This is a genomic window from Streptomyces sp. NPDC001492, from assembly GCF_053597275.1.
The window spans coordinates 1-13,798 of sequence record NZ_JBSFHW010000013.1 but is presented as its reverse complement, the minus strand read 5'-3'; the positions used below and the strand labels follow the sequence as shown (position 1 = coordinate 13,798).

Genomic DNA, 13,798 nt, shown 5'->3' with positions numbered 1-13,798 from the left:
ACAAAGATGGTGTCCGATTTGCCCGGCCAACGTGACCGGGGTCACGCGCCCCCGGCGCACTGGTGCGGAACCGGCGCACAAACACCACCGCTTCTCATCTCGTGGGGGCAAAACCGCACACTCTCCTCTTACGATCCCCGCCCCCGAGACCAGTCGCCGTCGATCCTAAGCGAGGTTCCGGACGACTTGGACTACTCAGTCAGTGCCTTGCGCAACCGCTGCTCGTCCACGCGCCAGAAGGTGTGCTGCCGGCCGTCGACGAGAACCACGGGAATCTGCTCCCAATACTGGTCGTGGAGCTGCTGATCCAGGGAGATGTCCTTCGCCTCCCACGCCACCCCCACCTCCGCACACACCTTCTCCACCACAAGCTGTGCGTCATCACACAGGTGACACCCGGGCTTGCGGATGAGAGTGACGTTCCGGCTCCGGAGGTCCTGGGCCTTACGACGGAAGAGGGGACTCATGTCAGCCATTCTCGCGCGAGCGCACGGCGGCGGCACACCCGCGAAAACGCCAAGGAGCGGGCGGATCGGATCAGTTCTTTAACGACGCGGTCGCGGAGAGTTCACAACCCCCAAACCTGTCGCGTCTGGAGGCACCGAACAAACTGGCTATGCTCACGGGCATGGCCGCTCTCGGATGGCTCACTCCCCGTAGGCGCTCCGCCACGGCGCGGAGCGTGTTGGCAGGCGAGGCCTCGGCAGAGGCTGCGCGCAAGTCCTCGCAGGACGTCCCCCCGGAGGAACCGGAGTTCCCGGTGCTCGGCGACGACAAGGCCGCAGCCTTCTTCGACCTCGACAACACCGTGATGCAAGGTGCCGCCCTCTTCCACTTCGGGCGGGGCCTCTACAAGCGCAAGTTCTTCGAGACGCGCGACCTCGCCAGGTTCGCCTGGCAGCAGGCGTGGTTCCGGCTGGCCGGCGTCGAGGACCCGGAGCACATGCAGGAGGCCCGCGACTCGGCCCTGTCCATCGTGAAGGGCCACCGCGTCGCGGAACTCCAGTCCATCGGCGAGGAGATCTACGACGAGTACATGGCCGAGCGCATCTGGCCGGGTACGCGCGCACTCGCCCAGGCCCACCTGGACGCGGGCCAGAAGGTGTGGCTCGTCACCGCGGCCCCGGTCGAGATCGCCACGGTGATCGCCCGCCGCCTCGGCCTCACCGGCGCCCTGGGCACGGTGGCCGAGTCCGTCGACGGCGTCTACACCGGCAAACTGGTCGGCGAACCCCTCCACGGCCCCGCGAAGGCGGAAGCCGTCCGCGCCCTCGCCGCCGCCGAAGGCCTCGACCTCTCCCGCTGCGCCGCGTACAGCGACTCCCACAACGACATCCCCATGCTCTCCCTCGTGGGCCACCCCTACGCGATCAACCCCGACACCAAGCTCCGCAAGCACGCCCGCAAACTCGACTGGCGCCTGCGCGACTACCGCACCGGCCGCAAGGCAGCCAAGGTCGGCATCCCCGCAGCGGCAGGCGTAGGAGCAGTGGCAGGCGGCACAGCGGCAGCGATCGCCCTCCACAAACGCCGCCGCTGACCCACCCGGCCGAGCAACCACCGCACTCCAAGCCGCCCCGCCGGCGACCGCCCGATGCAGTACGCCAGGCCGCCCCGAGGACAGACCACCGGCAACGGCCGGCGCAGTGCCAGCAGGCCGACCCGCGGGCAGACCACCGGCAACCGCCCGGCGCAGTACCGACAGGCCGGCCCGAGGGCAGACCACCGGCAACCGGCGCAGTACCGACAGGCCGGCCCGAGGGCGGATCACCGGCAACCGCCCGGCGCAATGCCGGCAGGCCGACCCGAGGACTGACACCCGCGCATCGTGAGCGGACGCCCGGCACAAATACCTTGCGCCACACATCAGTTGCCCCCCTCCGCTCCGGCGCCGCACCAGACCTCAGCCCGTCCGGCGATTGAGGACGAGGCCGTTCAGGCCGACCGGGGTCCGGGGCGAAGCCCCGGCGGGGTGCAGGGGACGGTCGCCACCGAGGTTCAGGGGCCGGAACCCCACAGAGGGTGGAGAGGCGGAGCTCCGACGAGGTGCAGGGGCGAAGCCCCGGCGGGGTGCAGGTGCCGGAACCCCACAACGGGTGGAGAGGCATAGCCCCGGCGGGGTGCAGAGGCATAGCCCCGGCGGGGTTCAGGGGCGGAGCCCCACAAGGGGTGCAGGCGACGCAGTCCCCGCCGGGGCGCAGGTGCCGGAGCCCCACAAGGGGTGCAGAGGCATAGCCCCGGCGGAGTTCAGGGGCAGAGCCCCACAAGGGGTGCAGGGGACGCAGTCCCCGCCGGGGTGCAGGGGCGGAGCCCCTGGCGGGGTCGAAGGGGCGGAGCCCCTGGCGGGGTCGAAGGGGCGGAGCCCCTGGCGGGGTCGAAGGGGCGGAGCCCCTGGGGACGGGACGGGTAGGGGCGGCGGGGGCGAAAAACATCAACACCCGCACCACTCCTGATCACACCGCAACCGGCCCCGCCCCGAACACGCCAATCCCCACTGCCTACCCCCACACCCCCTGTCCAGTCCCATTGGCTGCACACGGCCACAACACGCCCCGTTCCCACTCGAAACAAGACCCATATCGATCAACAATCAGTCACGCTACGGCACTTGATGCGCCGCCAATCGGTTACAGAAGCGACGTAATCGATGATTTGAGCAACTGGGTGTAGCAGCGCCTGTACGAAGCGTTATTCTCCTCAGACGCAAACCGGTACCCCTCCGTCGCTACGACGGGTGAAAGGTCCCGCACTGCACGTGATGGAAGCTCTGCCTCTGGGAGTCCCGTGTACCCACACGTCGGGGTTGACGCCTCGGGCCTGGCTACGCTGCGCGCAACGGTCCACAACCTGTTGCGCGGCTTCGTCCCCACCGCGTACGCCGTCCCCGCCCTAGCCGTAGCCAGCACCCCCGTCGGCCCGTGCTACGCCCTCGCCGACGGCAGCACCGCCGCCGTCGGCAGACGCAGCCGCGCCGCCGGCGCCACCACCACCCGCCGCCCGGCCGCGGACAGCGACAGCGCCCGGATGATGGACCTCGTCGAACGCGCCCAGGCCGGCGAGGCCGACGCCTTCGGCCGCCTCTACGACCAGTACAGCGACACCGTGTACCGGTACATCTACTACCGCGTCGGCGGCAAAGCCACCGCCGAGGACCTCACCAGCGAGACGTTCCTGCGTGCCCTGCGCCGCATCGGCACCTTCACCTGGCAGGGCCGCGACTTCGGCGCCTGGCTGGTCACCATCGCCCGCAACCTCGTCGCCGACCACTTCAAGTCGAGCCGCTTCCGCCTCGAGGTGACCACCGGCGAGATGCTCGACGCCAACGAGGTCGAGCGCTCCCCCGAGGACTCCGTCCTGGAGTCCCTCTCCAACGCCGCCCTGCTCGAGGCCGTACGACGCCTCAACCCCCAGCAGCAGGAGTGCGTGACGCTCCGCTTCCTCCAGGGCCTCTCCGTCGCCGAGACCGCCCGCGTGATGGGCAAGAACGAGGGCGCCATCAAGACCCTCCAGTACCGAGCCGTACGCACCCTCGCCCGCCTCCTCCCGGACGACGCCCGCTGACGGAACGCACGGCACACGGGAAACGCACCCGGCACCCGCACCGGACCTGACAGAACAGGCCGGTACACGCTCAGTGATGCCCAACTAGCTGTCAGTGAAAGTCCGTTGACTTCCCGATCCGATCATCCGTCGTCCGTAACCCAAGTGCCGAGACACTCGTTGTGCGGGATGCAGGCTCCCTGTGGTCACTCCCTGGCCGTCTCCGATCACTCGATCGTGTGGATGCGGGCAGAGGGTGCAACCCTCAGGACCCCCTGGGGAGTCGACCGTCATCACGAGAGGAGGTGCCGCCAGTGATCGCGAACGTATCGGCACACCGGCGGGCGAACGCCTTCGCCCAGGCCCTGGAGGAGCAGCCGGACCAGGGCACGGCGGCCGAGCAGTCCGAAGGACCGGCCCCGGCCCCGGCTGCTGCGGAACAGACCGAGCAGGGCCGTCTGTTGGCCCTCGCGGAGGGTCTCGGCGAGCTGCCCAGACCGGCGCTCGACCCCGAGGTCAAGGTCGTCCAACGAGCACAACTGGTGGCCGCGTTCGAGGCCATGGTGCAGGAGGGCGCCGGCGGCGAGGCGGCGGACACGGCGGTACCCGAGCAGCGCTCCCGCGGCGCACACCGGGCAAGCCCACTGGGCAAGCTGCGACCGCGGTCGCGGCTGACCAAGGGCCTGGCCGCGGGCGGGCTCAGCGTCGGCGTCGCGGCGGGCGCCTTCGGCGGAGTCGCCGCCGCGAGCTCGGACGCCCTGCCCGGCGACTCGCTCTACGGACTCAAACGCGGCATCGAGGACTTCAAGCTCAACTACCTCTCCCAGGGGGACGACGAGCGCGGAGTGGCCTACCTCGATCAGGCCTCCACCCGGCTGGCCGAGGCCCGCCGTCTGATGGAGCGCGGCCGCGGCGGCGGCCACCTCGACCACGAGTCCGTCGGCGAGATCCGCCGCACGTTGTCGGGCATGACGCGCGACGCGTCCGAGGGCCACCGGCTGCTGCACGAGGCGTATGAGCGCGACCCCGGGTCCCTCGGCCCCATCCAGGCCCTGTCCGCCTTCTCACGCTCGCACCGCGAGGTCTGGGGCGCCCTGCGCCAGAAGCTCCCGGTCCAGCTCGGGGACGTCAGCAACCAGGTGTCGTCGGTGTTCGCCGCCATAGACGAAGAGGTCGCCCCGCTGCAGTCCCTGCTGCCCCCGTCCTCGGCCCACGGCGGCGGCCACGGCAAGCATCACGGCTCGGGCGCGGCGACCAAGGGGACACCCGGCTCCGGCCGGGGGCCGACGGCATCCGGCAGCGGCAGCGGCTCCTCCAAGCACAGCCACTCCAGCAGCCCCAGCCAGTCGGCCGGCTCCACCGGCGAGGGCCTGCTCGGAGGCAGCACCGGCGGCCTGCTCGAGCCGCCCAAGGACAGCGGCAGCGCTTCCCCCTCGTCCACCAAGTCCCCGTCCACCGAACCGGACGTGACAATCCCGCCCCTGCTCCCGGGCCTGCTCCCCGGCCTGGGCATCGAAAGCGGAGAAACAAACCAGTAGCCCGTACGGCAGCGGGGGCGCCCTTCTGGAGAGGGCGCCCCCGTCGTCGTACGAAAAACCCTCAGAAGAACACAGACCGCCGCTGCCGCCTCAGAAGAACACCGACCGCCGCTGCACCAGCAACTTGGCCCCTCTTATCTGCCGCCCTCGCACTGCTTCGCAGGCTTCGAGCAGCTGCGCCGGACTCCGTCCGCCGGCCCGCGGCCCCGACGCCGCCTCAGAAGCACGCCGCCTCAGAAGAACACCGACCGCCGCTGCACCAGCAACTTGTACAGCGTGTGCTGGATCTGCTCCCTCACCTGGTCCGTCAGGTTGAACATCAGCATCGGGTCCTCCGCCGCCTCCGGCGGATAGCTGTCCGTCGGGATCGGCTCGCCGAACTGGATCGTCCACTTCGTGGGCAACGGCACCGCACCCAGCGGACCCAGCCACGGGAAGGTCGGCGTCAGCGGGAAGTACGGGAAGCCCAGCAGACGCGCCAAAGTCTTCGCGTTGCCGATCATCGGGTAGATCTCCTCCGCCCCGACGATCGAGCACGGGATGATCGGCGTGCCGTGCCGCAGGGCGGTGGAGACGAAGCCGCCGCGGCCGAAGCGCTGCAGCTTGTAGCGCTCGCTGAAGGGCTTGCCGATGCCCTTGAAGCCCTCCGGCATGACCCCGACCAGCTCGCCCTGGCCCAGCAGCCGTTCGGCGTCCTCCGCGCAGGCCAGGGTGTGCCCCAGCTTGCGGGCCAGTTCGTTGACCACCGGCAACATGAAGACGAGGTCCGCCGCGAGCAGGCGCAGATGGCGGCCCGCGGGATGGTTGTCGTGGACGGCGACCTGCATCATCAGGCCGTCCAGCGGGAGCGTCCCCGAGTGGTTGGCGACGATCAGCGCCCCGCCCTCCGAGGGGATGTTCTCGATGCCCTTCACCTCGACCCGGAAGTACTTCTCGTACACCGGCCGCAGCAGGGACATCAGGACCTGGTCGGTCAACTCCTCGTCATAGCCGAAGTCGTCGACCTCGTAGTCGCCGGTGAGGCGGCGGCGCAGGAAGCTCAGGCCGCTCGCGACGCGCCGCTCCAGGCCGCCGTCGTTCTGCGGCCGCTGGGGCGGCTGTTCCTCATGCGTCACAGGAACATCATCCTGCGTGCGCGCCCTGCTGGGCAGTGGCTGGACGTCGCCGACCAGCGCGGGTTCCTTGGCCTTGCGTCGGCTCCCCGCGCCCCGGCGGCGCGGCGGCCGCTGTACTGCGCTCCCACGGGACCGGTCGTCGTCGAACGGAATGACCTTGGCATCCGCCATCGTTGATGCGCTCCTCAGTTGGCGCTCTGCGTCGGGGGGTGGCCGCTGTCCGGCAGGGACAGCGCGGCGATCCGGTCGACGGCCCCCGCAAGGGCCTCCGGCGGCAGGAGCCCGGGTCCGTGACTGCGCGCGAAGTCCGCGAACGTCTCCGCGGTCGTGTACTTCGGCTTGAATCCGAGCGTCTCACGCATCTGGTCCGTCGCCACGACCCGGCCGTGGGTCAGCAGCCGGATCTGTTCGGGCGAGAAGTCCGTCATACCCAGCGTACGCACCAGGGAGCCCGCCCAGGTGACCGCGGGCAGCAGCAGCGGCACGGTGGGCCGGCCGAGCCGCCTGGAGCACTGGGAGAGCAGCAGGACGCCGTCGCCGGCGATGTTGAAGGTGCCGCTGTTGAGGGTGCCCCGCTCCGGCTCGTGCGAGGCGATCCGCAGCACCTCGATCACGTCGTCCTCGTGCACGAACTGCAGCCGCGGGTCGTAGCCGAACACGGTCGGCAGGACCGGCAGCGCGAAGTAGGAGGCGAGCGGCGTGTCGGCCGTCGGCCCCAGGATGTTCGCGAACCGCAGCACACACACGGCCACATCCGGCCGCCGCCGCGCGAAGCCCCGTACATACCCCTCGACCTCGACGGTGTCCTTGGCGAAGCCGCCGCTCGGCAGGGACTTGGGCGGGGTCGTCTCGGTGAACACCGCGGGGTCACGGGGCGCGGACCCGTACACGTTCGTACTGGACTTCACGACGAGCCGCTTCACGGTCGGCGACTTCTGGCAGGCGCCGAGCAGCTGCATCGTGCCGATGACGTTGGTTTCCTTGATCGCCGTCCGGCTGCCGCTGCCGAGCCCGGTCGCGCTCACATCCATGTGGACGACCGTGTCGGCGCCCGTCTCGGCGAGCACGCGCGCGATGGTGGGCTGCCGGATGTCGGCCTGGATGAAATCGGCACCGCCAAGGTGGTGCTCGGGTGGTACCGCGTCCACGGCGACGACCCGGTCCACCTGCGGGTCACGCTGGATCCGTCGTACGAACCGGCCCCCAAGCCTGCGGGCCACTCCGGTCACGAGCACGACCTTGCCCAAGATCTGCGCCTTCCTTCCAGCCCGTCCAGTACCCGTAGCCTGCCGTGTTCCCCGTGTGCGGCCAACTTAGCGGGTCGATGTTGCGCTGTGATGACCACCCAATGCACGAAGTGACGACATCCACAGACGTACGAACAGACCAAGCCACGTGAGGCACGTGCGTACGCACAGGCCTTGTGTGAGGTCCCGTGCGCTTCTGTCAGCTCCTGTGAACTCCAAACGCATGTGGCCCCCCACCGGTTGCGGTGGGGGGCCACAGAACACGCTCCTGGAGCGTCGCCTACTTCTTGTTGCGACGCTGAACGCGCGTGCGCTTGAGCAGCTTGCGGTGCTTCTTCTTGGCCATCCGCTTGCGCCGCTTCTTGATAACAGAGCCCACGACTACCCTCGCTCACTTCTCATCACTCGGTGCTGGGCGCCATGGGCCCATACGACCTACGAGGGGTCAGCCTACCCGCCCGAGCGCTGAGGTCGTAATCGAGGATGCCGGGGGAGATCCAGAAGAGCCCTGAGGATCCCCCCGGGGGATCGTCGTCAGGCGGTTTCCACCCCCACGTAGCTCTCGCGGAGGTACTCGTGAACCGCGTTCTCGGGGACGCGGAAGGACCGCCCCACCCTGATCGCGGGCAGATGACCGCTGTGCACCAAGCGGTACACGGTCATCTTCGACACTCGCATCACCGAGGCGACCTCCGCCACGGTAAGGAACTGAACCTCGCTCAGAGGCCTCTGCTCAGCAGCCATGACACACCTGAACCTTCCGCACTCGACGGCCACCGGCTTCCCCTTCCGGTGACTCTTCGTCGCTGCGTGCTCACTCCCCAATGTAGGGGCGGGTGATGCGAGTGGGGAAGAGGTGCACCCATCGGCGGCCTACTGTGACAGACACGCTCGATTGAGTACGTAGCGGGTAAGCGGCCGGTAGTAATCAGACCGCACGGCGTCATCAAGTGGAACGACGACGGACACGGACCCCTCGGCCTCTCCCACGAAGAGCGCGGGGTCGTCCGTATCGGCCAGCCCAATGGCCTCGAACCCCAGCTGACCTGCCCCGCAGACCCAGCCGTGGTCCCCGACCACCAGCTCGGGAAGCGGCCCGCCGGCCTCGGCCGCTGCGGCCAGCGCGGTACGAACCGGGAGCGGTGAATGCGTGTGCGCGCCGGTCGCACAACCGGGGCGAGGCGCGCCGGGTTCCCGCACCAGCGCGACTCCTTGTACGTAGTCAAGGTTGTACGTGCGTAGACCGAACCGGGTCGTTATGTCGACACAGTGACCATGCGCCGGTGTGAGGACGGTACATCCCGCCGCCGACAGGGCGTCCGCCAAGGCGGCGTAGAAGCCGAGCAGCCGGTGCGGGTGACCGGTGCCGAGGAGCACAGGGGCGCTGCGCTGGGCGGCTGCGGCCAGACGGTCCGCGAAGGCATCCAGGGCGGCCAGAGTCCGCTCCGGATCGATCACGTCATGGCCGGAGACATGCCGTGGATCGGCCGAAACCCCGCACTTGTCCGCCATCAACTCGATCAAATCCCGCTGCGCCCAGGTCCATTCGGGATCGAGCCCGATCATCACGCGGGGGTCGCCGGCGGCGAACAACCGATAGCTACGCAGGCTCTCCTCCCGGGAGGTGGCCACGGGCCCGGCGAGACGGGCGGCCAGAAGATGGGCCCGCAGGGCTCCGGTGCTCAACACACGTCGATGGTGGCGGACGGGGCCGGGCAGGGGCATGCGAACGCGCAAACACCGCACAGTTGGCGTAACGGCTCCCGTGACACTGGTGACAGGACAGGGACACAACAACCCACAACTGTCCGGGGGCCTCCCGGGTCTCATCATGCGTGGCCGGCAACGACCAGCCGCCACCCACGCACTGATCAGCCAACAGGGGGAACACCATGAAGTCGATCCGTCGCAAGGCAGCCACCGCCGGCGCCCTCGCCGTCCTCGCCCTGGGCGGCACACTCGCCGCGACCACCCCGGCCGCGGCCGCCACGCCCACCGCCTACAACGGCGCCTGCGGCAAGGGCTACGAGGCCATCCGGGCCACACCGATCCACTCGACCTCGCAGTCGGCCATCCCGGCCACCACGTTCGTGACCTTCAACAAGGACGCCGGCAAGGTCTGCGCGGTCACCGTCCGCACCACCCCGGGCGCCCGCGTCTTCATGGAGGTCACGCTCGACACCTGGCCCTACAGCAGCGGGCAGGCCAAGGACTACGGCTCCTACACCTCGTACGCGGGCCCGGTCTACAAGGACGCCCCCGACGACGGCCAGTGCCTGACCTGGAGCGGCTCGTACGACATCTACTCCACCTCGGACAACGGCCTCTGCACCTGAGCCGCCGCGGTGCCCTGCCGGCGCGGCCGCACGGGCTACGCCAGCAGCCCCCGCAACGGGTAAACGGCCCTCCGCGTAGCCAGCACCGCCTGATCCAACCGGTCCGCAGGGTCGTACCCCGCCTCCCAGGAGGGGTACGACACCGGCCACCGCCCGTCAGTCATCCGCGCCGGTGCCAACTGCCGCGTCCGCGCGAACACTTCCTGCCGCCACCCCTCCGGGATCACGGCCTCCGGCGCGATCTCCCGCCCCGCCGCGATCCCCACCAGATGCGTCCACGACCGCGGCACGACCTCGACCACCGCATATCCACCACCACCCAGCGCGACCCACTTCCCGCCGGCGTACTCGTGCGCAAGCTCATGGCAGGCGACCTGCACGGCCCGCTGCGCGTCCAGCGACACCGCCAGATGCGCCAGCGGATCCTCGAAGTGCGTGTCGGCCCCGTGCTGCGTCACCAGCACCTGCGGCCGGAAGTCGGCGATCAGCTCCGGTACGACGGCGTGGAAGGCCCGCAGCCATCCGGCATCCCCGGTCCCGGCCGGCAGCGCCACATTGACCGCCGACCCCTCAGCCGAGTCGGCACCCGTCTCCTCCGGCCACCCGGTCTGCGGAAACAAAGTCCGCGGATGCTCGTGCAGCGAGATCGTCAGCACCCGCGGGTCCTCCCAGAAGGCCGCCTGCACACCGTCCCCGTGATGCACGTCCACATCGATGTACGCGACGCGCTCGGCGCCCAGCTCCAGCAGCCGGGCGATCGCCAGCGCGGCGTCGTTGTAGATGCAGAACCCCGAGGCGGTCCCCGGCATCGCATGGTGCAGGCCGCCCGCGAAGTTCACCGCGTGCAGCGCGTCCCCGCGCCACACCGCCTCCGCGGCTCCCACCGACTGCCCGGCGATCAGCGCGGACACCTCGTGCATCCCGGCGAAGGCGGGATCGTCCATCGTGCCCAGCCCGTACGCCTCGTCCGCCGCCTCCGGCTCCGCCGAGGCCGCCTTCACCGCGTCGACGTAGTCCTCCCGGTGGACGAGCCGCAAAGTCGACTCCCCGGCGGGCTTCGCCGCGACCACCTCGACCTCCTTGTCGAGCCCGAAGGCATCGACAAGACGCCTGGTCAGGGCGAGCCGGACCGGATCCATCGGATGGTCCGGACCGAAGTCATAGCCCGTTACTGCCTCGTCCCACATCAGCTGTGCGCGGCCGCTCATGCCCGCCACCGTATCGGTCCGGTTGAGGAGCGAACGACCTGGCGTAGACCACGGTCACCAGCACCAACACCATCGGCACGACCATGGCCCAGCGGTAGCTCCACGCATCCCCCAGCGCACCCACCAGCGGCGAGCCGATCAGAAAGCCGACGTAGTTGAACACATTCAGCCTCGCGACGGCCGCATCGGACGCATGCGGGAACAACCGCCCGGCCGCCGCAAAGGTCTGCGGCACCAGCACACACAGCCCCAGCCCCACCAGCGTGAACCCGAGCATCCCCGCCCACGCCCCCGGCGCGAGGGCCACCACCGCGAACCCCAGCGCCGCCACCAGCGCCCCCAGCCGCACGACCGCCACCGCCCCGAACCGCCGTACGCCCAGGTCCCCGAGCGACCGCCCCAGCAGTGTGGTCACCATGTAGACGTTGTACGGCACGGTCGACAGCTGCTCCGAGCTCCCGAGCACATCCTTCAGATACTTGGCACTCCAGTTGGAGACGGTCGAGTCCCCGATGTACGCGAAGGTCATCACCAGACACAGCGGCAGCAGCAGCTTGAAGACGATGGACTGCCCCGGCGCCTGGCCCTCCCTCTGTTCCGGTACGTCGACGGAGGCACCGGAGTCGATGTACCACCGGCTCCCCACCAGCGTGGCCGGCAACAGCACGGCGACGACCGGCAGATACGACACCCACAGCGCCAGATGCCAGTGCGCCCCCGCCCAGGCCAGCGAGGCCCCCAGGATCCCGCCCAGGCTGAACGCGGCATGGAAGCTGAGCATGATGCTGCGCCCGTACACCCGCTGCAGGCTCACCCCGAGCATGTTCATCGAGGCGTCGAGCCCGCCCACCGCCAGCCCGAAGGCCCCCAGCGCGATCCCCAGCTCGGCCAGGTGATCGCCGGACCCGACGCCGAGGAGCGCCAGAAGCACCACGGGCTGCAGACACCGCAGCAGCAGCCCGGGCCGTATCCGCTTCACCAGCTGCTCGGTCGTCACACTCCCGACACCGGCCAGGATCGGCACGGCGGCCAGGAAGACGGGCAGCAGCGCGTCGGAGACCCCGTACCGGTCCTGAATGGCCGGGATACGGGTCACCAGAAGGGCAAAGGTGGCGCCCTGGGCGAGGAAGCTGAACGCCAAAGAGGCCCTACCGCGCCGCAGCACATCTGTCATGGCGGCGAGCGTAGGGCCCCGGGCTACCTGTGGGTAGATCAAGCCAAAGATGAATTTCCCTCAGCTTTACTTTCTCTGTCAGGCGGCTACGGCGATGGAGTCCCGTGCGGCCGCTTCCTCGGCCTCGGCCTCCACCTCGGCGCGGAGCATCTCCTCCATCGGTCCGGCGGCCAGCCCACCGCTGACGACGAAGGTCAGCACCATCACGCCGGCCATCATGACGCCACCGAGCCAGACCATGGTGTCCACGGGGACGGTGTACGCCCCCACGACCCGCGCCACGCACTCGGCGAGCAGGGCCACGCCCCAGACCACGGAGAACGTCCGCTCCTTGCGCAGGAAGTCGGCCGAGGCGGCTGCCCGGCCCGAGGCCAGTCGCTGCCACGCCGCCTCCTTCTTGGGGTCACCCTTCACCAGGAAGGGCTTCATCCCCTCGGTCATCATCGGCCGGCCGAGAGCCACCGAGACCAGGATGCCGATACCGACCGTGCTGCTGACCGCGCCGTCCTTGGCGAGCATCAGCCGCGGGTCGCCGGAGACGAAGCTCAGCAGCAGGGAGACCACGTTGACGGCGAGGATCAGCCCCGCCAGCCCGTTCGTCCTGCGCTCCTTCACCACGCTCCAGACGGTCCGCACCGCCGGGACGACGCTGCTCCAGGCGAGCGCCGCGAAGGTGCTCATCCCGAAGGCGTCCTTGAACAGGTAGTACGAACCGAGCGGGACCGCCACATCCACGATCAGCGGGCGGAGGTTGTCGAGCGCGCTGGGAGTCTGGTTGCTGCTCTGGCCCTGGGACACCGTGTTCGTCGTCATGCCCTTAGCTTCGCGTCCGGCACCCGGTCGCCAGTAGAAACGATCGTCCGGAGCTCGGCATGACAAATGTCAGTGCAGCAGCCCTGACAACTCCCCCATGGAGCCGAAGAGTCCAGTGGCCCCCACCAGCCGCTCGGCAGGCGTCATGGCCGTGAACCCGTAGACGTCCATCCGGGCCGCGACAGCCGCCTGCACGCCCAGCGGCGAGTCCTCGACGACCACACAGCGCCCGGGCGCGACCCCCATCCGCTCGGCCGCGTACAGGAAGAGATCGGGCGCCGGCTTCCCGCGCCCCACATCCTCCGAACTGAAGATCCGCTCCTCCCCGAACCACCGGTCGAGCCCGGTCGTCCGATGCCCCACCCGGATCCGCGCATGGCTCCCGGAGGAGGCGACACAGTACGCCACCCCGTCCGACGCCAGCTTCTCCAGTACGTCGGTGGCCCCGGCGACGGGCTTCAGCTCCCGTTCGAAAGCGGCGAAGACCCGCGCATGAAAGACGTCGTCGAAGTCTGCCGGCAACCGCTGCCCGGTCCGCTCCTCCACCATGTCGTGTACGCGGTGCATGGCGGCGCCCATGTAGTCGCGCAGGGAGTCCTCGTAGGAGGTGGGGTGCCCGAGCTCGGTGAGGTAGTCGGCGAGGAGCCGGTTGGAGATCGGCTCGCTGTCGACGAGGACACCGTCGTTGTCGAAGATCACGAGGTCGTAGCGCATGGCTCCGAGCCTAACTTGAGCCGAAACGCAGAAAACCCCCGCACCGAATGGTGCGGGGGTTTTCTCAAGAATTGTTCGGCGGCGTCCTACTCTCCCACAGGGTCCCCCCTGCA

General features: G+C 69.5%; 14 protein-coding genes. 4 read left to right on the top strand and 10 right to left on the bottom strand.

What is annotated here, in order from left to right; genetic code table 11:
* Positions 1-191: 191 nt before the first annotated feature.
* Positions 192-467, bottom strand: a complete 276-nt coding sequence (locus ACWC1K_RS18235; protein ID WP_180292213.1) for a glutaredoxin family protein — start codon at positions 465-467, stop codon at positions 192-194.
* A gap of 161 nt (positions 468-628) precedes the next feature.
* Here ACWC1K_RS18235 and ACWC1K_RS18230 point away from each other — a divergent pair, with 161 nt between their 5' ends.
* The 3 genes from ACWC1K_RS18230 to ACWC1K_RS18220 all read left to right on the top strand — a co-directional run bounded on the left by ACWC1K_RS18230 (position 629) and on the right by ACWC1K_RS18220 (position 5,078).
* Positions 629-1,540 carry an HAD family hydrolase gene (locus ACWC1K_RS18230; RefSeq protein WP_450832477.1) on the top strand — a complete coding sequence of 304 codons (912 nt, stop codon included), beginning with the start codon at positions 629-631 and terminating at the stop codon, positions 1,538-1,540.
* Positions 1,541-2,784: 1,244 nt separating this feature from the next.
* On the top strand, positions 2,785-3,561 hold the full coding sequence (locus ACWC1K_RS18225; RefSeq protein ID WP_351462793.1) for an ECF subfamily RNA polymerase sigma factor, BldN family: 777 nt from the start codon (positions 2,785-2,787) through the stop codon (positions 3,559-3,561).
* A 293-nt stretch (positions 3,562-3,854) separates the two neighbouring features.
* A complete protein-coding gene (locus tag ACWC1K_RS18220; RefSeq protein WP_450832475.1) occupies positions 3,855-5,078 on the top strand; it encodes a DUF5667 domain-containing protein in 1,224 nt (407 codons plus the stop codon).
* Between the two features lie 233 nt (positions 5,079-5,311).
* Here the strand turns inward: ACWC1K_RS18220 and ACWC1K_RS18215 are convergent, their stop codons facing one another.
* From ACWC1K_RS18215 to ACWC1K_RS18195, 5 genes are all read right to left on the bottom strand, one after another.
* Entirely contained in the window at positions 5,312-6,364 is a 1,053-nt protein-coding gene (locus tag ACWC1K_RS18215; RefSeq protein WP_450832473.1) for a lysophospholipid acyltransferase family protein, read from the bottom strand.
* A 14-nt stretch (positions 6,365-6,378) separates the two neighbouring features.
* A complete protein-coding gene (locus tag ACWC1K_RS18210; RefSeq protein WP_450832471.1) occupies positions 6,379-7,440 on the bottom strand; it encodes an NAD-dependent epimerase/dehydratase family protein in 1,062 nt (353 codons plus the stop codon).
* Positions 7,441-7,720: 280 nt separating this feature from the next.
* On the bottom strand, positions 7,721-7,819 hold the full coding sequence (locus ACWC1K_RS18205; protein ID WP_003948845.1) for a 30S ribosomal protein bS22: 99 nt from the start codon (positions 7,817-7,819) through the stop codon (positions 7,721-7,723).
* A 155-nt stretch (positions 7,820-7,974) separates the two neighbouring features.
* Positions 7,975-8,184, bottom strand: a complete 210-nt coding sequence (locus tag ACWC1K_RS18200) for a helix-turn-helix domain-containing protein (protein ID WP_016437488.1) — start codon at positions 8,182-8,184, stop codon at positions 7,975-7,977.
* A 129-nt stretch (positions 8,185-8,313) separates the two neighbouring features.
* Positions 8,314-9,129 carry a phosphatase gene (locus ACWC1K_RS18195; RefSeq protein ID WP_450832469.1) on the bottom strand — a complete coding sequence of 272 codons (816 nt, stop codon included), beginning with the start codon at positions 9,127-9,129 and terminating at the stop codon, positions 8,314-8,316.
* Positions 9,130-9,332: 203 nt separating this feature from the next.
* On the opposite strand from ACWC1K_RS18195, the gene ACWC1K_RS18190 reads away from it, so the two are divergent.
* Positions 9,333-9,776 carry a hypothetical protein gene (locus ACWC1K_RS18190; RefSeq protein ID WP_450832467.1) on the top strand — a complete coding sequence of 148 codons (444 nt, stop codon included), beginning with the start codon at positions 9,333-9,335 and terminating at the stop codon, positions 9,774-9,776.
* 35 nt (positions 9,777-9,811) lie between these two features.
* Here ACWC1K_RS18190 and ACWC1K_RS18185 read toward each other — a convergent pair whose 3' ends face one another.
* From ACWC1K_RS18185 to ACWC1K_RS18170, 4 genes are all read right to left on the bottom strand, one after another.
* Positions 9,812-10,984, bottom strand: coding sequence for an acetoin utilization protein AcuC (locus tag ACWC1K_RS18185; RefSeq protein WP_450832465.1), 1,173 nt, complete (start codon positions 10,982-10,984; stop codon positions 9,812-9,814).
* Positions 10,935-12,158, bottom strand: coding sequence for an MFS transporter (locus ACWC1K_RS18180; protein WP_450832464.1), 1,224 nt, complete (start codon positions 12,156-12,158; stop codon positions 10,935-10,937). Before ACWC1K_RS18180 ends, ACWC1K_RS18185 begins: the two co-directional genes overlap by 50 nt.
* A gap of 78 nt (positions 12,159-12,236) precedes the next feature.
* A complete protein-coding gene (locus tag ACWC1K_RS18175; RefSeq protein ID WP_450832462.1) occupies positions 12,237-12,971 on the bottom strand; it encodes a VC0807 family protein in 735 nt (244 codons plus the stop codon).
* Between the two features lie 69 nt (positions 12,972-13,040).
* The gene (locus ACWC1K_RS18170; RefSeq protein ID WP_450832460.1) at positions 13,041-13,685 is read right to left on the bottom strand and encodes an HAD family hydrolase; all 645 of its coding nucleotides are present in this window, start codon (positions 13,683-13,685) and stop codon (positions 13,041-13,043) included.
* Between the last annotated feature and the right edge of the window lie 113 nt (positions 13,686-13,798).

Excerpts from the sequence above, each read along its gene's own strand:
- ACWC1K_RS18190 (WP_450832467.1), top strand. The coding sequence starts at position 9,333 with ATGAAGTCGATCCGTCGCAAGGCAGCCACCGCCGGCGCCCTCGCCGTC.
- ACWC1K_RS18230 (WP_450832477.1), top strand. The coding sequence starts at position 629 with ATGGCCGCTCTCGGATGGCTCACTCCCCGTAGGCGCTCCGCCACGGCG.
- ACWC1K_RS18235 (WP_180292213.1), bottom strand. The coding sequence starts at position 467 with ATGAGTCCCCTCTTCCGTCGTAAGGCCCAGGACCTCCGGAGCCGGAAC.
- ACWC1K_RS18170 (WP_450832460.1), bottom strand. The coding sequence starts at position 13,685 with ATGCGCTACGACCTCGTGATCTTCGACAACGACGGTGTCCTCGTCGAC.
- ACWC1K_RS18185 (WP_450832465.1), bottom strand. The coding sequence starts at position 10,984 with ATGAGCGGCCGCGCACAGCTGATGTGGGACGAGGCAGTAACGGGCTAT.
- ACWC1K_RS18175 (WP_450832462.1), bottom strand. The coding sequence starts at position 12,971 with ATGACGACGAACACGGTGTCCCAGGGCCAGAGCAGCAACCAGACTCCC.
- ACWC1K_RS18180 (WP_450832464.1), bottom strand. The coding sequence starts at position 12,158 with ATGACAGATGTGCTGCGGCGCGGTAGGGCCTCTTTGGCGTTCAGCTTC.
- ACWC1K_RS18215 (WP_450832473.1), bottom strand. The coding sequence starts at position 6,364 with ATGGCGGATGCCAAGGTCATTCCGTTCGACGACGACCGGTCCCGTGGG.
- ACWC1K_RS18200 (WP_016437488.1), bottom strand. The coding sequence starts at position 8,184 with ATGGCTGCTGAGCAGAGGCCTCTGAGCGAGGTTCAGTTCCTTACCGTG.